The 20,661-nt window shown below is 52.4% G+C and carries 18 protein-coding genes and 1 riboswitch; of the genes, 7 read left to right on the forward strand and 11 right to left on the reverse strand.

Annotated elements, in window-relative coordinates; genetic code table 11:
• Positions 1 to 82: 82 nt before the first annotated feature.
• Positions 83 to 1,024 (forward strand): YafY family protein, encoded by a 942-nt coding sequence (locus MHI43_RS27405; protein WP_015737395.1) that lies wholly within the window; start codon positions 83 to 85, stop codon positions 1,022 to 1,024.
• A gap of 44 nt (positions 1,025 to 1,068) precedes the next feature.
• Positions 1,069 to 1,902, forward strand: coding sequence for a nucleotidyltransferase domain-containing protein (locus MHI43_RS27410; protein WP_015737396.1), 834 nt, complete (start codon positions 1,069 to 1,071; stop codon positions 1,900 to 1,902).
• 12 nt (positions 1,903 to 1,914) lie between these two features.
• On the opposite strand, the gene MHI43_RS27415 is transcribed toward MHI43_RS27410, so the two are convergent.
• Together MHI43_RS27415 and MHI43_RS27420 are read right to left on the reverse strand one after the other, a co-directional pair.
• Positions 1,915 to 2,688 carry an SDR family oxidoreductase gene (locus MHI43_RS27415; RefSeq protein ID WP_313958358.1) on the reverse strand — a complete coding sequence of 258 codons (774 nt, stop codon included), beginning with the start codon at positions 2,686 to 2,688 and terminating at the stop codon, positions 1,915 to 1,917.
• Between the two features lie 94 nt (positions 2,689 to 2,782).
• Positions 2,783 to 3,241, reverse strand: a complete 459-nt coding sequence (locus MHI43_RS27420; protein ID WP_009593072.1) for a chemotaxis protein CheX — start codon at positions 3,239 to 3,241, stop codon at positions 2,783 to 2,785.
• Between the two features lie 419 nt (positions 3,242 to 3,660).
• On the opposite strand from MHI43_RS27420, the gene MHI43_RS27425 reads away from it, so the two are divergent.
• Positions 3,661 to 4,563, forward strand: coding sequence for a LysR family transcriptional regulator (locus tag MHI43_RS27425; protein WP_009593067.1), 903 nt, complete (start codon positions 3,661 to 3,663; stop codon positions 4,561 to 4,563).
• Between the two features lie 53 nt (positions 4,564 to 4,616).
• Complete coding sequence (locus tag MHI43_RS27430) at positions 4,617 to 5,426, forward strand: histidinol-phosphatase (protein ID WP_015737398.1); 810 nt, start codon at positions 4,617 to 4,619, stop codon at positions 5,424 to 5,426.
• A 243-nt stretch (positions 5,427 to 5,669) separates the two neighbouring features.
• Here the strand turns inward: MHI43_RS27430 and MHI43_RS27435 are convergent, their stop codons facing one another.
• Positions 5,670 to 6,578, reverse strand: a complete 909-nt coding sequence (locus MHI43_RS27435) for a metallophosphoesterase (RefSeq protein ID WP_036665082.1) — start codon at positions 6,576 to 6,578, stop codon at positions 5,670 to 5,672.
• Positions 6,579 to 6,675: 97 nt separating this feature from the next.
• On the opposite strand from MHI43_RS27435, the gene MHI43_RS27440 reads away from it, so the two are divergent.
• Positions 6,676 to 8,055 (forward strand): aldehyde dehydrogenase, encoded by a 1,380-nt coding sequence (locus MHI43_RS27440; RefSeq protein ID WP_015737400.1) that lies wholly within the window; start codon positions 6,676 to 6,678, stop codon positions 8,053 to 8,055.
• 74 nt (positions 8,056 to 8,129) lie between these two features.
• On the opposite strand, the gene MHI43_RS27445 is transcribed toward MHI43_RS27440, so the two are convergent.
• The 5 genes from MHI43_RS27445 to MHI43_RS27465 form a co-directional block, all read right to left on the reverse strand.
• The gene (locus MHI43_RS27445) at positions 8,130 to 8,816 is read right to left on the reverse strand and encodes a potassium channel family protein (RefSeq protein ID WP_015737401.1); all 687 of its coding nucleotides are present in this window, start codon (positions 8,814 to 8,816) and stop codon (positions 8,130 to 8,132) included.
• 213 nt (positions 8,817 to 9,029) lie between these two features.
• Positions 9,030 to 9,830, reverse strand: coding sequence for an AAC(3) family N-acetyltransferase (locus MHI43_RS27450; protein ID WP_036665079.1), 801 nt, complete (start codon positions 9,828 to 9,830; stop codon positions 9,030 to 9,032).
• Positions 9,831 to 9,962: 132 nt separating this feature from the next.
• The gene (gene sdhB / locus MHI43_RS27455) at positions 9,963 to 10,727 is read right to left on the reverse strand and encodes a succinate dehydrogenase iron-sulfur subunit (RefSeq protein ID WP_015737403.1); all 765 of its coding nucleotides are present in this window, start codon (positions 10,725 to 10,727) and stop codon (positions 9,963 to 9,965) included.
• Positions 10,728 to 10,746: 19 nt separating this feature from the next.
• Positions 10,747 to 12,489: a succinate dehydrogenase flavoprotein subunit gene (sdhA, locus tag MHI43_RS27460; protein ID WP_015737404.1), complete on the reverse strand. Its 1,743-nt coding sequence runs from the start codon at positions 12,487 to 12,489 to the stop codon at positions 10,747 to 10,749.
• A gap of 17 nt (positions 12,490 to 12,506) precedes the next feature.
• Positions 12,507 to 13,175, reverse strand: a complete 669-nt coding sequence (locus MHI43_RS27465; RefSeq protein WP_015737405.1) for a succinate dehydrogenase cytochrome b558 subunit — start codon at positions 13,173 to 13,175, stop codon at positions 12,507 to 12,509.
• Positions 13,176 to 13,450: 275 nt separating this feature from the next.
• Between MHI43_RS27465 and MHI43_RS27470 the strand changes: the two genes are divergently transcribed.
• Positions 13,451 to 14,368 (forward strand): LysR family transcriptional regulator, encoded by a 918-nt coding sequence (locus MHI43_RS27470; protein ID WP_015737406.1) that lies wholly within the window; start codon positions 13,451 to 13,453, stop codon positions 14,366 to 14,368.
• Between the two features lie 36 nt (positions 14,369 to 14,404).
• Here MHI43_RS27470 and MHI43_RS27475 read toward each other — a convergent pair whose 3' ends face one another.
• Together MHI43_RS27475 and MHI43_RS27480 are read right to left on the reverse strand one after the other, a co-directional pair.
• On the reverse strand, positions 14,405 to 15,079 hold the full coding sequence (locus tag MHI43_RS27475; RefSeq protein ID WP_009592874.1) for a TrkA family potassium uptake protein: 675 nt from the start codon (positions 15,077 to 15,079) through the stop codon (positions 14,405 to 14,407).
• A 16-nt stretch (positions 15,080 to 15,095) separates the two neighbouring features.
• Positions 15,096 to 16,436 carry a TrkH family potassium uptake protein gene (locus MHI43_RS27480; RefSeq protein ID WP_036665075.1) on the reverse strand — a complete coding sequence of 447 codons (1,341 nt, stop codon included), beginning with the start codon at positions 16,434 to 16,436 and terminating at the stop codon, positions 15,096 to 15,098.
• Between the two features lie 63 nt (positions 16,437 to 16,499).
• Positions 16,500 to 16,644, reverse strand: a riboswitch (cyclic di-AMP (ydaO/yuaA leader).
• Positions 16,645 to 16,934: 290 nt separating this feature from the next.
• Here MHI43_RS27480 and MHI43_RS27485 point away from each other — a divergent pair.
• Positions 16,935 to 18,623, forward strand: coding sequence for a CPBP family intramembrane glutamic endopeptidase (locus MHI43_RS27485; protein WP_036665072.1), 1,689 nt, complete (start codon positions 16,935 to 16,937; stop codon positions 18,621 to 18,623).
• Here the strand turns inward: MHI43_RS27485 and uvrC are convergent.
• Positions 18,595 to 20,598 carry an excinuclease ABC subunit UvrC gene (uvrC, locus tag MHI43_RS27490; protein ID WP_036665070.1) on the reverse strand — a complete coding sequence of 668 codons (2,004 nt, stop codon included), beginning with the start codon at positions 20,596 to 20,598 and terminating at the stop codon, positions 18,595 to 18,597. The two genes, MHI43_RS27485 and uvrC, sit on opposite strands and share 29 nt — an antisense overlap.
• Positions 20,599 to 20,661 lie beyond the last annotated feature (63 nt).

Here is a 20,661-nt window from a genome sequence, read left to right on the forward strand (position 1 = left end):
CATCATATCCGTTAAATAAGACAAATGTTGTCTTATTTAGAGAATAAGATAAAATAAATAATCAAGAGACTGGGGGTTCGTAATGCAGAAATCGCAGCGCCTGATTCAATTAATGATGATGATCAATGCAAAAAAGTCGTTTACCGTAAGAGAGCTGGCCGACGAATTCGGACTCTCCGTTCGAACGATATCAAGAGATCTGGATGAGCTGAGCGGGCTCGGCGTCCCCATTTACTCTGTGCAAGGACGAGGCGGCGGCTACAGATTGCTGCAGGAACGGATGCTGCCACCGATCAGTTTCACGGAAAGCGAAGCGATTGCCGTCTTTTTTGCCTGCCAATCCCTGAGCTACTTCAGTACGCTGCCCTTCGGTGAGGGAGCCGCCACGGCGCTCCATAAGTTCTATCATTACTTGCCGGCAGATATTAAGGAGCAAATCGAACGTCTTAAGGATCGCGTCATGATTCACAGCCCGTTCCGGCCGATGTCGGCCGATATTTTACAAACGTTAATGCAAGCCGTCATGGTCCGGCAAGCGGTCACGATCTCCTATCGTTCTTCCGCCGGAAGCAGCCAGCGGCATATTCAGCCGATCGGGCTGTATGCAAGCTCGGGGTACTGGTATTGTCCCGCCTACTGTTTTACGCAAGAGGACATCAGGCAATTCAGGGTAGACCGGATGACGGCGGCCAGCCCCAATGAATCCTTATCGATCCGTGAAGATATCGCGAGCCAAACGCTGCAGGACATGCCCGGGATCGGGGATGTCGAGATGAAGTTTTTTGAGGTAGAATTAACTTCCAAAGGGGTCTGGCTGCTTGAGACGGATACACGGCTCGGTCCCCATATCCATCGGAACACGGACGGCAGCGGCGTCGTTCGGCTTGAAATACCGGCAACCGACGTCAACTTTTATGCGGACTATGTGTGGCGTCTCGGAGAGGAGGCAGTCATCACCTCGCCAGCCGAAGCGGTTCAATGGACCCGGGAGAAAATTGAATCCATGAGATTAAGGTATACATAAGGACAACTCAATCCCAGTTGGGAGAAATGAAGGAGAGAATATGCATGACTTCACAAGTGGATCACTTAATTGAGCGGATAACGGAAGAGCTTCGCGGGGTACCCGGCGTTACAGGAGTCGTTCTCGGGGGATCCAGGGCCAAAGGAACCGCCAGACCGGATTCCGATATCGATATCGGCATTTATTATGATGAAGCCCAAGGTTTCAAGGTGGAGGACATCGCCAAAATCGCGAAGAAATTAGATGATGAGCATCGGGACGGGATTATCACTTCATTGGGCGAATGGGGAGCCTGGGTTAACGGGGGCGGATGGTTAGTGATCGAGGGGTATCATGTGGATTTCTTATTCCGGGATGTGCACCGCGTGTCTAGCATCATCGACGACTGTTCGGCAGGAAAGGTGTCCGCGCATTACCAAACCGGACATCCGCATGCCTATCTGAATGTAATGTACATGGGGGAAATTGCGATCTGCCGCATATTATGGGACTCGGATAACCGCATACAGACTCTGAAAGCCAAAACGTCTCCCTATCCGAAGCCTCTGCAGGATGCGATGATCGGCTATTTCACTTTCGAGGCATCTTTCTCTTTGATGTTGGCGAATAAAACGGCTTCCAGCGATGACATCACGTATGTTACAGGTCACTGCTTCCGCTCCATTTCGTGCTTGAACCAAGTGCTCTTTGCCAAAAATGAAATGTACTGTATCAATGAGAAGCGTGCGGTGGCCATGATCGAGACCTTCTCCCGCAAACCGGCGAATTACAAGGAACGCCTGGACCAAGTGATCACGCTGCTCTCATCGGATACAGAAAAAACAAAACAAGCCACTGCGCTGCTTCAGGACCTTATAGCTGAAACGGAAGCTTTGTAGCGCGCATAGTCCTCATTTCTTATTCATCCATTTGTAAGACACACGGTCTGCAAACCGCGGAAACAGCTGATACAGCCTTATGCCAAAGGAGGCCAGTCTCGGAAGATTCAGTTCTTCCTTGCGTTTATGAACCAGCTTTACTACCTGATCCGCAACATAATCCGCCTTCATCATGAACCAGCTTACATTCTTGACATACCCGCCGGTCGGATCGGCCAAGGAAAAGAACGGCGTATCGATCGGCCCGGGGTTTACGGTCGATACGGTTATGCCCGTGTTCCGCAGCTCCTGGCGGAGTGAATTGCTGAACCCTAGCACGGCATGCTTAGTAGCCGAATAAGCCGTGGATTTGGCCGTTCCGATCTTCCCCGCCATGGATGCAATGTTGACGATTTGACCGTCCCCTTGCTTCAGCATGCCCGGCAGCACCGCTTGCGTACAGCGTACAATGCCCATATAGTTGACGTCCATCATATCCTGAAACTCTTCCTGTGGCATGTCCATAATACTTTCAAACTTGCCGTATCCGGCGTTGTTAATCAGCACATCGATTCTGCCGTGCCGATGAAATACGGCCTCCATGACAGACGATACCTGATCAGAGTTCTGAACATCCATGGTTGCCAGCTCGTGGGGACCGGATAAACGCGCACCTACCTCCTGCAGACGATCGGCCGAACGGGCGCACAGAACAACGTAAGCCCCCTGAGCGGAGAGCTTCTCCGCGATCAAGGCACCGATTCCGCTGGATGCTCCCGTAACAACTACAACTTTATGATTCAGCATGATTTCATTATCCCTTTCCTCACCGGCGCAGCCCTCCATTCTAAAATATCCATAGAGCAGCTTTACGCACGGAATTGGGTTCATTACTCCTATTTTATGAAATCATGACTTGAATATCCAGCTCTCCGATTCCTTCCATTCGAAGCGGAATACATAGCGCCTTCTTCTGAATAAGACTAGAGGTGCTATCCGACTTCATTACCTTGGGAGGTGTGATATCCACGCTGACGCCCTGGTTCGATAAAATGGTGCTGGCATTGCCGCTGATCATGTTGCCGAGCTCTGAAATCGCGCTTTGCCCCATCTCATCCATTTCGGTAATGACATAGCCGCCCATCATCACCGATACCATCTGCAGCGCTACCTGCTCCTGAATTCCAAATACGATGTCACCGTTCATTTGGCCTGTCATGCCGATTTGGATCCAGATATGATTCTCCATATATCCGATCTCTTTGACCCCAAGATTCCCCGTGGAGGGTGAAACCTGTATGACTTGTTCGATAACGTGTCGTGCGGACTCTAAAAAAGGATTGATGACTTCCGCTTTCATTCCTCATTACGCCCCTTTCACTGGGTTGTTGGTCAGGGTCCCAAAGTCCCACCTATATATTTAAACATTATAATGGATACCTTGTAATAAATCATCACAAAATAGCGACAGCACTCATTCCGACCACTGTCTTACAATGTCAGCTATCGCTTGAAACGCTTTAGTACGAAGATATTCCTTTCGCTTAAACGGGCCTTAGGTCTCACCTTTTTTCTATGTCTACTTTACTATTATCGGATGGTTTCCCCATCTTTTAATAATAATTAAAATGAAAATAAAAATGTTTTTCATCTTTTTCGGCCGAAAACCATCCGGTTTGCTCCCTTCGTTGCTCCACCGGGGAGAATAACCTATAATTTATAACATACAGGTTGCACGCGATAGATGAGCGGAAGAATATATCAAGAAGGAGGAAGGCTATGAACATCAGCCAATTGGAAACGCTTATTACCATCTCCAAAACGATGAGCTTTCGCAAAGCGGGAGAGCTTCTTAATCTGACACAACCGGCGGTATCCGCCCAGATCAAGAGCCTGGAAGAAGAATTTAAGACGGTGCTGGTGGACCGGAGCCAACCCGTGACGTTAACGGACCGGGGCCAGGTCTTCGTGGATCATGCCGAGCAGATCCTCGGCATCGTGGATGAGTTGAAGCAGCGGCTGTCCGACCTTGATCAAACCCCCCAGGGTCATATCCAGCTGGGCACAACCACTTCCATAGCGATTCAGATCCTGCCGCGGGTACTTTCCTACTTCCAGGATCAATTCCCTCACATAAAAACAACCATTCAATCCATGGCCTCTTCCCAAATCTACCACAGCGTGGAGAACGGGCTCATCGACATCGGAATCGGCTATCTGATCGAGCGCAATCCCAACTTAAGCACATCCGTTCTGTATTACGATACCTTTGAGCTGGTCGTATCACCCCAGCATCCGCTGGCCAAGCTTTCCACGGCCAACATGGATGTGCTGGCCGGAACCCCCCTTATTTTGCTAACGCGCGACACCGTCGGCCGCCGCTTCGCCGATGAAGTCATGAAGAAGCACGGCGTCGATCCTCAGGTAGTCATGGAACTGTCCAGCAGCGAAGAAATCAAGCGGATGGTCGAGATCAATCTGGGCGCAGCGATTATTTCGAAGCAGTCCGTCGCGACGGAGCTGCGCAACGGCACCCTGCAGATCGTTCCCCTAAGCGAGCTTGAAGTCAGCCACCCTGTCGGCGTAATCTATAAGAGCGGGCGTTATGTCAGCTCGGCCATGCGCCAATTCCTTAGTGATCTGAAGGGCATGCCCGAGACCCAATTCATCAGCAGTGAATAATGCCGACCGTCCCATAGAACCATAACCAATCAAGCGACATGAAGGAGGTCAATATGAAATTCGATCTGCATACCCATCACTTTCGCTGCGGCCACGCCGACGGCAATATCCGGGATTACATCGAGGCTGCGATCGCAGCAGATTTAAAGGTCATCGGGATCTCCGACCATACGCCATACTTTGGAAGCCCGGAAGAACAGCCCTTCCCGGCCATCTCCATGGGGAAAGCGGACTTTGCGGCCTACGTGCAAGAGGTTCTGGACTTAAAGCGGGAATATGAGGGGAAAATCAAGGTCCTGCTGGGCATCGAATCCGATTATTTCCCGAACCATGCCCAGGTTTACCAGCAGGCGTTATCGGCCTATCCTTTTGACTACATCATCGGCTCCATCCATCACGTCAGGGATGTCAGCATCTTCAACAAGAACCGCTGGAAGAAGCTGACGCCTCAGCAGCAGGTTGCGGATAAAGAGGAATACTTCAATCTGATCCGCCAATCCGCCCGAAGTGGAATGTTCCAGATCATTGCCCATATGGATGCTATGAAGGGCAATTATCCGCTATTCTCCGAGATCAAAGCCGATGAAGCGATTGAGGAAACACTGAAAGTCATTGCGGAATCGGGCCTTGCCATCGAAATCAATACGTCCGGCAAAACCAAGCTGTGCGGCGGCTGGTATCCGTCGAACGCCATATTGGAAGTAGCGCACCATCATGGCGTCGAGGTCACCTTCGGCTCCGATGCCCACAAACCGTCCCGGGTCGGAGATGAATTTGACGAAGTGGCCAAGGTGCTTAAGGAAATCGGATACACGGAATGGGTCTATTTCGAACAAAAACAGAAGGTGCCCGTACCTCTTTAACGGGGTACTCCTTCTGTTTTTTTGCATTTACATGGGTATTGGCGGCAAAATGGGCAAAAAAAGTGGACCCGTTACCGGGTCCGAAACATAATATATATTCTCAAAAGGGGGTCATGTGATAAGTTTAACCCGCGGCTGTTAGAGTTTGATAACAGGTATATTTCAATTGTGTAACAAATTCCTAGTGATCCTTTCAACTTGAAATTTTCAGATTACATATCAGATTACATATCCCGCTTTCGCTTAAACCATGGACCGCAGCGTAAGCACGGTAAGCTCCGGCTTGCATAGGAAACGAAAAGGCAGATGCGTCGTGCCGATTCCCCTGTTTACATAGAGCTGCATGCCTTGGGAACCCACGGTGTACAGGCCCTGCACGTAACGTTTGGCTCCAGGCGGCGTGATCACCTCGCCCATCCAAGGCAGGCGGATCTGTCCTCCGTGGCTGTGTCCGGATAGCTGAAGATGAAAGGGATAGACTGCCGCAGTATCTGCATAATCCGGCTCGTGCATCAGCAGCAGCTTGAACATGCCTTCAGGCAGATCCCGAATGGCAGCTTCCGGATCCGGCGTTCCCCAGATGCCATCGTCCAAGCCCGCAACGGCGAAGACGGCACCCTCCCGCCTAAGCTTCACGGCGTCGTTGCGCAGCACCTGAAACCCGGCCTCCTCCTCCAGAGCAATCAGCTTCTTCACGTCCCCGTAATCATGGTTGCCTAATATAGAGAATAAGCCTAACGGGGCTTTCAGCTGAGCGAGCGGTTGAATGGCAGCCCTCATATCTTCCGCATTGCCGTCCACCATATCTCCCGTAAAACAGATCATATCCGGTTTTTCATGATGAATGGCTTGCACCACACGAGCCGCGTTGTCCGCCCCTGCATGAAAGCCCAGGTGCAAATCGCTAAACTGGACGATCTTCATGCCATCAAAAGCCTTGGGCAGCGAAGGAAACGTTAGCGTGTGTCTCGTAATATCCAATTGACGAGGCTCCCATAACGACGCATAAGCACCGCCCGCAAGGCCAGCTGCGGCCAAGACGGAAACGCCGATCTTCAGAAATCGGCGGCGCGACATCCTCTTCTGTTTAAGTTCTCGCTTCGCCTCGCCGCCGGCTGTACCCTGGGGCATCTCCGAGGATAGATTTCTCATAGGGGGACATCCTCCTATATAATAATGAAAGAATTCAAGTATTAACGCTCTTATGTTTATTCATATACATGAAATAACAAGAGAAAGGGGTTTATGTATGACTGTTAACGATTCGATCGCAGCCATAGTTTCGGCACAGCGGCATTTTTTTCATAAAGACATCACCAAGGAAGTGGATTTCCGTCTCCAGCAGCTGACCAAGCTGCGCCAAATCCTGATTGCCAGAGAGAACGATATCATGGAGGCGCTGCGCAGGGACCTGAACAAGAGTGAACAGGAAGCCTTCACGACCGAGATCGGAATCGTCTACAAAGAGCTCTCCTTTATCATAAAGAATTTGAAGCGCTGGGCCAAGCCGCAGCGCGTCAAAACCGCGCTCACGCATGTGGGCAGCAAGGGAATGGTCTATCCTGAGCCCTATGGGACGGTTCTGATTATCGCTCCCTGGAATTATCCTTGGCAGCTGGCCATCTCTCCGCTGATCGGAGCCTTGGCCGCCGGAAACACGGCCATTGTGAAGCCATCCGAACTGACGCCTAATGTATCCGCACTCCTTACGGCCATCATGGAAGAGACGTTTGAGCCGGAATACGTGGTTTCTGTAGAGGGAGGACCCGAGGTTAGCACGAGCCTGCTGGAGCAGCCTTTGGATTATGTCTTTTTTACCGGCAGCACCCACGTCGGCAAAATCGTCATGGAAGCCGCCGCCAAGCAGCTGACACCGGTAACGCTGGAGCTGGGGGGCAAGAGCCCTTGCATCGTCCACGAGGATGCGCCCCTTGCCCTGGCGGCTTCGCGTATCGCATTCGGCAAGTTTACGAATGCAGGCCAGACGTGCGTCGCTCCCGATTATGTGCTCGTGCACAGCAAGGTGAAAGAGAAGTTCATCGCGCACCTGAAAGATGCCATCACTTCATTCTACGGCGAGAACCCGTTAACCAATCCCGATTATGGGCGCATCGTTTCGGAGAAGCATTTTGACCGGCTTTCCAACTTTCTGGACAACGGAACCCTCCGCCACGGCGGGGGCACGTCGCGGGATAAATTGCTCATCGAGCCCGCCGTGCTGGACGATATCACCTGGGATATGCCGATCATGGAGGAAGAAATCTTCGGCCCGCTGTGTCCGATCCTGACTTATGAGGATCTGCACGAGGCGGTCCAAGCGATTCAAGCCCGTCCCAAACCGCTCGCGCTTTACCTGTTTACCGAGAATGAAGATGTACAGGATTACGTGCTCTCCTCGGTTTCTTTTGGCGGGGGTTGCGTCAACGACACGCTGATGCACCTGGCAACCCCCTTCCTTCCGTTCGGAGGCGTCGGGGAGAGCGGGATCGGCTCGTATCACGGGGAATACAGCTTCCATTCGTTCTCCCATAGAAAAAGCGTGCTTAAGCAAACCAACCGGTTTGATTTTAAATTCCGTTATCCTTCCAAGAACGGGCTGGGCATTTTAAAAAAGCTGATGAAGCCTTAGCTTTCATCCAGCCTTCGCTTTCCTGCCCCGTTAGCTATAACTAATAAAGGCGCACCGTTGTCGGCGCGCCTGTTTCACTTGGATGAATGTTTTCTGCGATGCGGCATATTGCCCTTTGTCTTCACTTCGCCGCCTTCCGTCTCCAGTCCGTCGTCGCCGGGCTTAAAGATCCGGCGCAGCGTCCCCAGCATGGACAGCGCATAAGCAACGGTAACGAAGCTGAAAGCAATCTCCAGCACCACGACAAGCCGGGACGTATTATCGACAGGGGCTACATCGCCATACCCGACCGTGACAAACGTCGCCATGCTGAAATACAGGAAGGTAATGAACTGGCTCAGCAAATCCTGACCGAGGTTCTCGCCTTCGAAGGAAACGCCTCCGAACAGCTTATAAATCGACATATACACCACCGTGAAAAATAGAATGCACATCCCCGCCGCCATGCTGATCCGAACCAGGGTCGTTTTCATATCGACATGCTGATGGACAGAGTCTGCAATCTTATCGAAGATATACAGCACATAGAAAATAACGGAACATAATGAAAACAGCAGGATCAAGGCCCGCATGCCACCTTCGCCGGGTACGACATGCATGAGATCAATCCAGCCGAGCAAATCCTCGACCGATATCAGGACATAAATGAGCAGCGGCGCCAACAGCAAAGGCCTGCTGGACCACTTCTTGTCCATGCTGTAAAACAGATAGATCAACGACAGCAAGCCCGCCAAATTGAGCAGCCACATCCACCAAGACATCTCTAGTCCCTCCTTGAGGCCCGCAACCTGCAGGCCGTGCCATTACGTCCTATTACCCTCGAAACGGCACCTCTGCACCTGGAGGTCATTGGCAGCTTGGCAGCTGGCAAGAGCTGACTTTAGTCCTGGTCGAAGTCTGGATATCTTGCGCTGCGTCGGCTCCAACACACGCCTGCGGTAATTCCGAAAGCTTGTGCGATGCGCCGCTAACATTTAACGGTTCTTCTCCATCCACGACACGGCATAATCCACCATGGCCCGCTGTTCAGCCAATATGCAGTCGGCCTTTCCTACGCGTCCATGGATATACGCATCGGGGCACTGCGCTTCGAACGAAGCCCCCAATGCCTCGAAGTCGTCCGAATGATAGTTGATATCCTGAAACGCCTCCCACACTGTCACTCCCTGCACCCTGCGGACTGGCGCGTGGGCGGTGACCGCCTCCTTGCCCTTCCAATTCGCGCGGTATTCGCTGAGGTGGAACGACGTATTGTTGCCATAACCACTGCCCAGAATAAGCACGTACGCGCCCGCCTCATACAAGCGTGCCAGCGGAGAAGCTTCGCCTAAGCTATGGTCCAGCGGATGGGATTGCATTAGGGCCCTGGCCTCCCTGCCGCGTGCCGCAAACGACACATGCGGATGAGCGCTTCGGATAACCCCTACTTGTTTACGGAACACTTCCGGAATGATCCCCATCCCCGAAGTGACCGTCAGATCCGGATCATAGGGCGGCATGCCCTCGCGAATCAGATTCCACCATTTTGGATCGGCCGGCGGATTTCCCCATGTCTTTGGATCGGTTAAGTTCGCGGATTGGGTCGGCATCACCAGCGTCCCTTCTTCCCCCAGCACGTCTTCGAGTGCCAGTATGACGGCCTCCGGACCGCCGACGATCCACCCGCCCACACTCTTGAGCGAAGAATGGACGAGCAAGGTCATGCCCTTCCGGACGCCCAAAGCGGCCAAATCATCGCTAATATCCTTTATCGTAATCGGTCTTTCTATGATCAAGTGACTCACCTCAGATTCAATTCGAAGATTTCCTATCCTATAAAAAAAACACATAAATTATAGCACACAACAAAAAGCGCCTGTACCGAAGCCCATGCCCCGGTCAGACGCCTTGGTATTGAAGTTAACCGATTAAACGCCAAGCCAGCGCTTAAACAGGTGTTTGGTCGTATCCTTGTTCATTTCCGCAATGGACGTTGTCAGCGGAATGCCCTTCGGACAAGAACGCACGCAGTTCTGCGAGTTGCCGCAGCCCTCGATGCCTCCGTCCTGCATCAGCGCTTCCAAACGCTCCTCCTTGTTCATCTCGCCTGTCGGGTGAGCATTGAACAAGCGAACCTGGGAGATCGCGGCCGGTCCGATAAAGTCCGTTTTTTCGTTGACGTTCGGGCAAGCCTCCAGGCATACGCCGCAGGTCATGCATTTGGACAGCTCGTAAGCCCACTGACGCTTCTTCTCCGCCATTTTGGGGCCGGGACCAAGGTCATAGGTGCCGTCGATCGGAATCCACGCTTTCACGCGCTTGAGGGCCGTGAACATGCGGCTGCGGTCGATCACCAAGTCTCTCACGACCGGGAACGTCTTCATCGGCTGAATCCGAATCGGCTGCTCCAGCTTATCGATCAAGGCCGCGCATGCTTGGCGCGGCTTCCCGTTGATGACCATGGAGCAAGCTCCGCACACTTCTTCCAGGCAGTTGGAGTCCCAGCATACGGGGGCGGTGGTTTGGCCCTGCGCATTTTTGGGATTGCGCTGAATTTCCATCAGCGCACTAATGACGTTCATGCCGGGACGGTACGGAATTTCGAATTCCTCGGTATAGGAATTCGTCTCCGGATTGTCCTGACGTGTAATGATAAATTTAACGCTCTTTGAGGCAGCTGCCGTTTGAGACATCGTAAATCCCCCTTCCTTCTTACTTGTCTTTCGAATAGTCGCGAATCCGCGGCGGGATTAAGGAAACATCCACTTCTTCATATGAAATCTGTGGTCCATCCGGCGTCCAGGTTGCTTTGGTTGTCTTGAGGAAGTCTTCATCGTTACGATCCGGGAATTCCGGCTTGTAGTGAGCGCCCCTGCTTTCGTTCCGGAGAAGCGCACCCAGCGTCATGGCCTCGGACAGCTCCAGCATGTTCCACAGCTGACGCGTGAACGCCACGCCCTGGTTGTTCCAGCGGGAGGTATCCGTCATATTGATATTGCGGTAACGCTGCTTCAATTCCTTGATTTTGCCGATGGTTGCTTCAAGCTTGTCATTGTAACGAACAACCGTCATGTTGTTGGTCATCCATTCACCGAGCTCTTTATGGATCACGTAAGCATTCTCGGTTCCTTCCATCTTGAGCAGGCCTTCGTACTTGGTGGTTTGCTCTTTCGCTGCGCGGTCAAATACCGTGGAGGATACATCCTCTGCGGATTTCTTCAGTCCTTTGACGTATTCGATCGCTTTCGGTCCGGCCACCATGCCGCCGTAAATGGCGGATACCAGGGAGTTGGCTCCCAGACGGTTCGCGCCGTGATATTGATACTCGCATTCGCCGGCTGCGAACAGCCCAGGAATGTTGGTCATTTGGTTGTAATCGACCCACATGCCGCCCATGGAGTAATGGACTGCCGGGAAGATTTTCATCGGGATTTTGCGCGGATCGTCGCCCATGAATTTCTCATAGATTTCGATGATGCCGCCGAGCTTGACGTCCAGCTCTTTCGGATCCTTATGGGAGAGGTCCAGGTAAACCATGTTCTCGCCGTTGATGCCGAGTCCCATATCAACGCAGACGGAGAAGATTTCGCGCGTAGCGATATCGCGCGGCACCAGGTTTCCGTAAGCAGGGTATTTCTCTTCGAGGAAATACCAAGGCTTGCCGTCTTTATAGGTCCAAATCCGTCCGCCTTCGCCGCGTGCCGACTCGGACATCAAGCGGAGCTTGTCGTCGCCCGGAATGGCCGTCGGGTGAATCTGGATGAACTCGCCGTTCGCATAATGAACGCCTTGCTGATACACGGCACTAGCCGCTGTTCCCGTATTGATCACCGAGTTGGTTGTTTTTCCGAAAATAATGCCGGGACCGCCGCTGGCGAGAATGACGGCTTCAGCCTTGAACGACTTGATCTCCATCGAGCGCAGATCCTGGGCGGCAATACCGCGGCATACGCCTTCGTCGTCGATGACCGCATTCAGGAACTCCCAGTTCTCGTATTTGGTCACAAGACCCGCGGTTTCCCAGCGGCGAACCTGCTCGTCAAGCGCGTACAGCAGCTGCTGGCCGGTGGTCGCGCCGGCAAACGCGGTACGGTGGCGCTTCGTTCCGCCGAAGCGGCGGAAATCGAGCAGGCCTTCCGGCGTGCGGTTAAACATAACGCCCATGCGGTCCATCAAGTGGATGATGCCCGGCGCCGCTTCGCACATCGCTTTGACCGGAGGCTGGTTCGCAAGGAAGTCGCCGCCGTAAACGGTATCGTCAAAGTGCTCCCAAGGAGAGTCACCTTCACCTTTCGTATTTACGGCTCCATTGATGCCGCCTTGCGCGCACACGGAGTGAGAGCGTTTAACGGGTACAAGCGAGAATAGATGAACGTGAGCGCCTGCTTCCGCCGCTTTGATGGTTGCCATCAGCCCGGCGAGGCCGCCGCCCACTACGATAATATTAGATGCCATTTTTCGTTCACTCCCCTTTAACTTAAGACTGTCTTAACTACATCGATCGCTGCCGTCGCCGCCTGGAATTCGGAACCGCGGAATGCTGTCATGGCAAGAACGAACAGCACGCTCATCAATACGAACAAGCCCATGCAGATGTAAGTGGATACCTTCTGCGCACGCGGACCGACGGTGATGCCCCAGCTGACGAGGAACGCCCACAGGCCGTTAGCGAAGTGGAAGGTAGCGGAAACAACGCCGATGACGTACAGAATAAACAGAACCGGGTTGTTCATGATGCCGTGCATCGTGGCGCCCAAATCGTCATGCGTGATTTTGCCGATCATGATTTGGAAGCGCGTATCGTACATATGCCAGATGACAAAAACGAACGTAATAACGCCGGTGATCCGTTGGATGGTGAAGCGGATGTTCCGTTCATAGTTGTAGTTGCCCACGTTGTTATTCGCCTGGTAAGCGATGTATAACCCGTAGACGCCGTGATATAGCAATGGCAGCCAGATCAGGAACAGCTCGAGGAAAAAAATCAGCGGCATGCTGTTCAAAAAATGCACCGCGCTCGCGAAGCCTTCCTTTCCACCCTCGAAAGCCTTAAAGTTGGAAATCATATGGCTGAGCAAAAATGCCCCAAGCGGTATGACACCGAGCAAAGAATGCAGCTTTCTGGAATAATACCCTTTCATCAGTTGACGTTCCCCTTTCCAATGTACAGCGTTTTCATTTTCAATCTTTCCTATTTTCAGAACAATTACACTTCCCCTGCCCTAAAAGAGGTTGTTCAAAAAGCCTTGCAACGACAAAAAGTTGCCTATTTCAGCAATCGTGTGAACAACTTGTGTCATGTTTCATGTTACTCCTTTTTTTCTTATAATGGAATTGCAATATAATTATTAATCGTTATAATCTATACGCATAAGCAACGTTTTGCACGCATGTCTATTTTAATAGGAGGATTTCCATGTTCGAAGAACTGGACGTGTTCGCCGTCGTCGTGGAGCAATCCAGCATCAATCAAGCCTCCAAGCTGCTCAACCTGTCACAGCCGGCCCTGTCCCGAAAAATAGCCAAACTGGAGGACCAGCTCGGACTGCAGCTGTTCAACCGCCGCGGCAAAAGGCTGGAGCTTACCTCCATCGGGCAGATTGTGTATACCTTCGCCCTGGAGCAGCGCCAGCAGCAGATCAAATTCTTGCAGACCTTGGCCCATTACCGGGAAGGGGACCAAATCTCGATTAACCTGGGCGCCAGTCTGACCACGCTGCAGACCACCCTGCCCCCGCTGGTCAATGCCTTCATGGAACGTCATCCGTCAGCCGAAATCAAGCTCATCACCGGCAAGACCCACGAAATCGTGTCTTATGTAAGGGATAAACGGGTGGATGTCGGCATTGTTGCTTCATCCATCAACCAGCCGGGCTTGAACTGCATCCCGCTGTTCGATGACCACCTGGAGCTTGTCATCCCGTCTTCACATCCGCTGGCGGAAATCGAGGATGTGGGCATCGAACAGCTTCAAGGCTTGCCGATGATCATATTTTCGACCGGAACCTGGTACCGCAAGCTGACGGACGATCTGTTTCACCGCTGGGGCATCATGCCCGATATCCGGATGGAGATCGACTCCTTCGAAGCGATCGTCAGGCTGATCCCGACCTGCAAGGCGGCCGCACTGCTGCCCAAATCCTATCTGAGGCCGCAGCTGCTGTCCGATAACGGGCTCGTCGACATTCATATTCCGGCACTCATCGAAACCCGGCGAACGACTTCGCTGATCTACGGTCAAGCCTCGGAGCTGAGCAAGGCGGCCAGCCGCTGGATCGAAGAAACGGAGATCCTGTTCCGCAAGCTGGAGGAAGATAAATCGAAAAAAAACTGACGATATTTCGCAATCGTCAGTTTTTTTCTACTATATTTATTTTTCGAGCATATTCACGACTTCGGACTCAAAGCGGTCCACGTTGTCATTGGAGCCGATGACGACCATAATGTCGCCGGAGTTCACGACGTCCATGGCCGTCGGAGCAACGATAATGCCGGACTGTTTATTCAGCGCCACCACGCTGACGCCGTACCGGACCCTCGTATTAAGCTCGCTCAGCGTTTTTCCGTCCATGCAGTCCGTGACCGTCATCTCCACAATCAGATAATCCTTGGATAATTCGATATAATCAAGCAGGTTCGGCGTCACGAGCTGGTGCGCTACCCGGATCCCCATATCCCGCTCGGGAAAGATGACCCGGTCCACGCCAAGCTTCTCCAGCGCCCGGCCGTGCAGCACCGATATCGCCTTGGCAACGACCATCGCGACACCAAGCTCTTTCAACAGGATGGCGGAGAGGATGCTCATCTGAATGTCGTTCCCGATCGCAACGATTCCGCAGTCGAAGTTGCGAATGCCAAGCGATTTAAGCACTTCCTCATCCGTCGCGTCCGCCACCACCGTATGCGTCAGCAGCTCGCTCATATCCTCGACGACCTCTTCGTTCCGGTCGATGCCGAGCACCTCATATCCCTGTTCCATCAGCTCCAGCGCCAGACTGGCGCCAAATCGCCCCAAACCGATGATTGCAAATTGCTTTGGTTTCATGTCTCTCCTATACCCCTTATCCAATTATCATTTTGCCTTCCGGATGACGATATAATTCTTTACCCTTTTTCGGCCCCAGTGCATAAGCAAGCGTCAAAGGCCCCAATCGACCCGCAAACATCGTAAGGCTGATCAGGATCTTGCCGAACACGGTCAAATCGGGCGTTAAGCCCATGGAGAGACCTACCGTACTGAAGGCGGATGTCGTTTCGAATAGAATCTCCAGGAAGTCCCCTTCCTCTGTCGTCGACAGAATCATCGAGACGGTTAGAACGAGCAGCAGGGCCAGCAAGGCAATGGTCAGTGCCTTCAGCACCCGCTCCTGGGCCAGGCGATAACGGAACATAACGATGTCTTCCCGCCCGCGCATCATCGCAATGACCGCCCCTACCATAATGGTAAAGGTCGTGGTTTTGATGCCGCCGCCGGTTGACCCTGGAGATGCTCCGATAAACATCAGGATGACGATAAAAAATTGCGTTGCCTGTCTGAGCCCCGTAATATCTATAGTATTCGCGCCCGCCGTACGCGGCGTTACGGATTGGAATAACGCGCCGAAGAATTTTCCGCCCCAGTTCAGGGAACCCAGCGTTCTCGGATTGGTAAATTCAAATATGAGAATGACGATAAATCCGACCGCAAGCAAGGCAGCCGTCATCGTGAGCACCACCTTGGAGTGCAGGGAGAGCCTCCGCTGTTTTCGATAATCGATCAGATCGGACAGCACAATAAATCCAATGCCCCCGGAAACAATCAAGAACATCACAACGAAGTTGACTACCGGATCGTATACATACCCGGTCAAACTCCGAAAATCGCCAAACAAATCGAAGCCGGCGTTGTTAAACATCGTCACCGCATGAAAAACACCGTAATAGATCGCCCGGCCCAGCGGCATATCAAACGCCCAACGAACCGATAAAAGGACTGCGCCGCAGGCCTCGATGACGAGCGAGTACAGCAATACTCTGCGTATCAGCCTTACGATGCCTTCCATCGAGGACTGATTCATCGCTTCCTGCAAGATTAGACGGTCTTTGAGCGATATGCGTCTCTTCAGAACCAAGGCGAATAAAGTAGCCATCGTCATGAATCCGAGCCCGCCGATTTGAATCAGCAGCATGATCACGACTTCTCCGAAGGAACTGAATGTCGTTCCCGTATCCACTACGACCAGGCCCGTTACGCACGTTGCCGAGGTCGAAGTGAACAAGGCGTCAGTAAATCCAAGCGGTTCGCCCGTCGTCGTCGAGATTGGCAGCATTAACAGCCCGGTCCCGATGAAGATGATGGCCGCAAAACCAAGCACGAGAATTTGGGGCGGAGACAATGTAAGCCAGTTTAATTTAGCGTTCAATCGGACACCTTCTTTAAAAAAATCAACGAAAAAAGACACTGGAAAACGCAGTGCCTTTCGGTCTGGTTCCTGTGCAACAGCCTACGAGGTTAGCTGACGGATTCGGGCATTTCCACAGGTCGCCCTATTCATTATTCCGGGAATAATGAAATTCACCCCAATTACATGGTTCCCCCATTTTCATTACGAAATTCGGCTGGAATATTCGGTTCCTTCAAGCATGATGTGATTATAACTCAATCCGTTACGTAACCCAATGCCGTTTTTCGCCCGAAATATCTTTAAAAGAGCGCGAATTGGGCATATTCAAGAATACAAGCGTAGGGTTCTCTAACGTTTTCGAAACCTTTCATTCATTTTCATCGATTTATTTCAATATTCCGATAATTGGGATAAGCTGCTTATGGCTTTCATACTATGTTATATTGACTCTATGCGTTCTTAATCAGGCATATCGAATACCAGTGGGAGTATCAACTTTCTTAGAGGAGGAATTTCATGAATCGTGCAAGAGAGCCCTTGAAGCTGAAGCCCAATCTGAAGCAGCTCATCGCGCCTGCCGCAGTCGGCCTGATTCTGTTCCTATTATTTCAGGTATTTCCGTGGGCGAATCCGGACGATGCCGAGATGGCCTCACCGGATATCATTTCCAAGGAGCAGGCTCGGCAGGCAGCTTCAAGGTTTGCTCAGGAGCATCTGCAGTTTGCGGCTGCGGACACGGACGAAGCCTTGGTTACATATCAATCCAAATCGGAACTTTACGGATATCTGGCGAAGGAGAAGAGACTTTCGGAATATAACAAAACCTATGAAGCCAAATATCCCTATGACGTATACCGCGTTCGCTTCAGCGAGCCTGGAGGCGATGCCCTCAATGTGGACGTGCACATGCAAAATTCCGGCATCGTCGGATTCTCGTATGATTATGCCCGTTCCAGCTTTGATCGGATCGAGCTGAACAAGGGCGAGATTCAGAGGCAGATGCTGCTCGTCGTTGAGGACGGCATGACATTGGCCGAGAAGCAGGCGCTGGCGGAGCCATGGCTTCAGCGGGCGGGTTATGACCTGTCGAATCTGGAGCTGGTTACGAAGGAGGGGGATCCCCGTCTCAAATATGTGGACCCTGAATCCAGGATCGGGGACTCCAGGCTGGAGCACCGCTTCACCTTCGAGCAGGGGAAATTGCGCTCTTATGAGCCCTCCTTCTCGGTGCCAGCCGCCCACTCTGCTTATGTCAACAAGCAGACGCAGGATGCCACCCTGCTGACGCTCGCAGGGTACGGCCTGTTCACCCTAATCCTGGGCATTCTTGCGATTGTGTACAGCGTGAAGACCAGGGCCTACACCTCGTTTAAGCGCGGCCTGTTCTTATCGGCGCTGCTGTTCGTCATTCAAATGCTGAATACGTACAATCTGATTCCCGTTTTCAAATCCGAAGGCATGTCGCAAACCGGCGTGCTCGGGATGATGATTTTCTATGCCGTCTATTCGCTCGTCTTCTCCGCCCTGCTCTATTTCTCCCTTGTCGGCGGCAGCGGGCTGTGGCATAAAGAAGACGGGCTCAATCCATGGCCGCGCGCCAAAGAACCCGGATACGGGCATTACGTGCTGGACAGCATGAAGCTGGGGTATATGTGGGCCTTCATCCTGCTTGGCGTCCAATCCGTCATCTTTATCGGTCTTGGTCTGACCCTGAATACATGGTCCACCACGGATGCGACGCAATCGCCTTACAACATGCTGTATCCTTGGCTGTTTCCGTTGATGGCCTGGCTGGCCGGCATATCCGAGGAGGCCGTGTACCGGCTGTTCGGCATCAAGATGGTGAAAAAGATCGTCCGCAATACCTTTGTCGCAAGCTTGATCACCTCGCTCATCTGGGCGCTGGGACATACGCTCTATCCGATATACCCCGTGATCTCCCGGCCGATTGAGCTGGTCATCATCGGTTTGCTGTTCAGCTACATCTTTTTGAAATACGGGTATTTGGCGGCCATGTTCTCCCATGTCATCTTCAACAGCATCCTGATGGGCATCAGCCTGATCATGCTCAAAGATGCCGCCAACCTGCTGACCGGCGCTTTTTACATGGTGCTTCCGGCGATTGTCGCCTATGCGATTTACCGTTTCAACCCGACAAAAAAAGAGAAGCCGTATGTCACGACTCCTCCTCACGAAGTGCATTAAGAATATCCGTTGCTAATTTTTCACCGATGGAAAGGGGCTTGAAGTCTTCGACTGAAGCCTCTTTTATTTTTTTGACCGAGCCAAAATGCTTCAGCAGCATTTTGCGGCGCTTCTCCCCGATGCCCGGAATCGAATCCAGCTTGGACGTCACCATCGATTTCCCGCGCTGCTCTCGGTGGAAGGAAATCGCGAAACGGTGAACCTCATCCTGAATGCGCTGGAGCAAATAGAACTCCTGACTGTCCCGAGGCAGCGACACCGGCTCCGGCGGATCTCCGACCATCAGCTGCGCCGTTTTATGCTTGGCATCCTTCACAAGCCCGCAGACCGGGACGAACAGCCCGAGTTCATTCTCCAGCACGTCGATGGCTGCTGAGATCTGTCCCTTCCCCCCATCGACGACAATGAGGTCCGGAAGCGGCAGGTTCTCCTTCAATACTCGCTCGTAACGCCGCCGGATCACTTCACGCATCGTATCGTAATCGTCCGGCCCCTGCACGGTACGGATCTTATATTTGCGATATTCCTTCTTATCCGGTTTTCCGTTGGTGAATACCACCATGGCCGATACCGGGTTGGAGCCTTGAATGTTCGAGTTATCAAACGCCTCGATCCGGTTCAGCGACTGGAGGCCGATCACCTCGCCCAGATTGGCCGCTGCAACCGAGGTCCGTTCTTCATCGCGCTCAATCAAGCGGAATTTCTCGTCCAGGGACACCTTCGCGTTATCCGATGCCATGCCGACCATCTGTTTCTTCAAGCCCCGCTGCGGCACGTGAACCTTTACGCCCAGCCATTCCTGCAAGGCGGCTGCGCCCCCGGCAGCATCCACGAGGCCGGCGGCCTCCGCCTGCTCCGCCTGGGCTTGGACAAGGACTTCCCGCTGTTCTTCGGATGCATCCGTGGTCAGCTTTTTCTCCGCATCAGCAGCTTCGCCTGCGTTCCGAGCGCCTTGATCCCCGGCGCTTCCGATTGCCGTCTCTGATCCGGCCTCCTCTGCCAACAATGGCCCCGGCAGCAAAATTTCCTGCGGCAACGCAGGATTATCGCTGTAATACTGGGCTATGAACGACATGAAATCACTGTGCGCATCCCCGTAGAACGGAAAAACGGACTTGTTGCGCTGCACCATTTTGCCTTGGCGCATGTACAGAATCTGCACGCACATCCAGCCTTTGTCCACGGCATAACCGAATACGTCGCGATCCCGGGTATCCGTTGTCGTGATCTTCTGTTTCTCCATCAGGGTATCGATATGGATGATTTGGTCCCGCAGCTCCTTGGCACGCTCGAAGTACAAATCCTCCGCGGCCTCCTGCATCTTTCGCTGCAGTTCCTTCTTGATCTCTTCGTGCCCGCCGCTCAGGAATGAAGTAATCTCTCCTGTAATCTGTTCATAGGCGGATTTCGGCACTTCCTTCACGCATGGAGCCAAGCATTGTCCCATATGGTAATACAAGCAGACCTCTTTGGGCATAACGCCGCATTTGCGCAGTGGATACATCCGGTCCAGTAGCTTTTTGGTCTGCTGCGCCGCATACGCGTTCGGATAAGGACCGAAGTATTTGGCTTTATCTTTAAGCACCCTTCTGGTCACTTCCAGGCGGGGATGCTCTTCATTCGTTATTTTAAGGTAGGGATAGGTTTTATCGTCCTTCAGCAGCACATTGAATCTCGGCTGATGGGTTTTGATCAGATTGCACTCCAGAATTAACGCTTCCATGTTGCTGCCCGTCACGATGTATTCGAAATCGCGGATTTCCGAAACGAGCATCTGGGTCTTCCCGTTATGGCTCCCGGTAAAATACGAGCGCACCCGGTTCTTCAGCACTTTGGCCTTGCCCACGTAAATAATCGTGCCTTCATGGTTCTTCATCAGGTAGCAGCCCGGCTGATCCGGCAGCAATGCCAGCTTGTGGCGAATATTCTCCTGCGCCTTCTCTTGCTCCTGAAGCCGTTTGGCAGAATCGTCCATGCTATTCCTCCTCTCCAAGGAGATTTATAATATTAACGTTATAAATATATACCATGATAATGA

The organism is Paenibacillus sp. FSL H8-0457 (assembly GCF_038051935.1).
GTDB lineage: Bacteria > Bacillota > Bacilli > Paenibacillales > Paenibacillaceae > Paenibacillus_AQ > Paenibacillus_AQ lautus_A.

Excerpts from the sequence above, each read along its gene's own strand:
- MHI43_RS27405 (WP_015737395.1), top strand. The coding sequence starts at position 83 with ATGCAGAAATCGCAGCGCCTGATTCAATTAATGATGATGATCAATGCA.
- MHI43_RS27410 (WP_015737396.1), top strand. The coding sequence starts at position 1,069 with ATGACTTCACAAGTGGATCACTTAATTGAGCGGATAACGGAAGAGCTT.
- MHI43_RS27415 (WP_313958358.1), bottom strand. The coding sequence starts at position 2,688 with ATGCTGAATCATAAAGTTGTAGTTGTTACGGGAGCATCCAGCGGAATC.
- MHI43_RS27420 (WP_009593072.1), bottom strand. The coding sequence starts at position 3,241 with ATGAAAGCGGAAGTCATCAATCCTTTTTTAGAGTCCGCACGACACGTT.
- MHI43_RS27425 (WP_009593067.1), top strand. The coding sequence starts at position 3,661 with ATGAACATCAGCCAATTGGAAACGCTTATTACCATCTCCAAAACGATG.
- MHI43_RS27430 (WP_015737398.1), top strand. The coding sequence starts at position 4,617 with ATGAAATTCGATCTGCATACCCATCACTTTCGCTGCGGCCACGCCGAC.
- MHI43_RS27435 (WP_036665082.1), bottom strand. The coding sequence starts at position 6,578 with ATGAGAAATCTATCCTCGGAGATGCCCCAGGGTACAGCCGGCGGCGAG.
- MHI43_RS27440 (WP_015737400.1), top strand. The coding sequence starts at position 6,676 with ATGACTGTTAACGATTCGATCGCAGCCATAGTTTCGGCACAGCGGCAT.
- MHI43_RS27445 (WP_015737401.1), bottom strand. The coding sequence starts at position 8,816 with ATGTCTTGGTGGATGTGGCTGCTCAATTTGGCGGGCTTGCTGTCGTTG.
- sdhB (WP_015737403.1), bottom strand. The coding sequence starts at position 10,727 with ATGTCTCAAACGGCAGCTGCCTCAAAGAGCGTTAAATTTATCATTACA.
- sdhA (WP_015737404.1), bottom strand. The coding sequence starts at position 12,489 with ATGGCATCTAATATTATCGTAGTGGGCGGCGGCCTCGCCGGGCTGATG.
- MHI43_RS27465 (WP_015737405.1), bottom strand. The coding sequence starts at position 13,175 with ATGAAAGGGTATTATTCCAGAAAGCTGCATTCTTTGCTCGGTGTCATA.
- MHI43_RS27470 (WP_015737406.1), top strand. The coding sequence starts at position 13,451 with ATGTTCGAAGAACTGGACGTGTTCGCCGTCGTCGTGGAGCAATCCAGC.
- MHI43_RS27475 (WP_009592874.1), bottom strand. The coding sequence starts at position 15,079 with ATGAAACCAAAGCAATTTGCAATCATCGGTTTGGGGCGATTTGGCGCC.
- MHI43_RS27485 (WP_036665072.1), top strand. The coding sequence starts at position 16,935 with ATGAATCGTGCAAGAGAGCCCTTGAAGCTGAAGCCCAATCTGAAGCAG.
- uvrC (WP_036665070.1), bottom strand. The coding sequence starts at position 20,598 with ATGGACGATTCTGCCAAACGGCTTCAGGAGCAAGAGAAGGCGCAGGAG.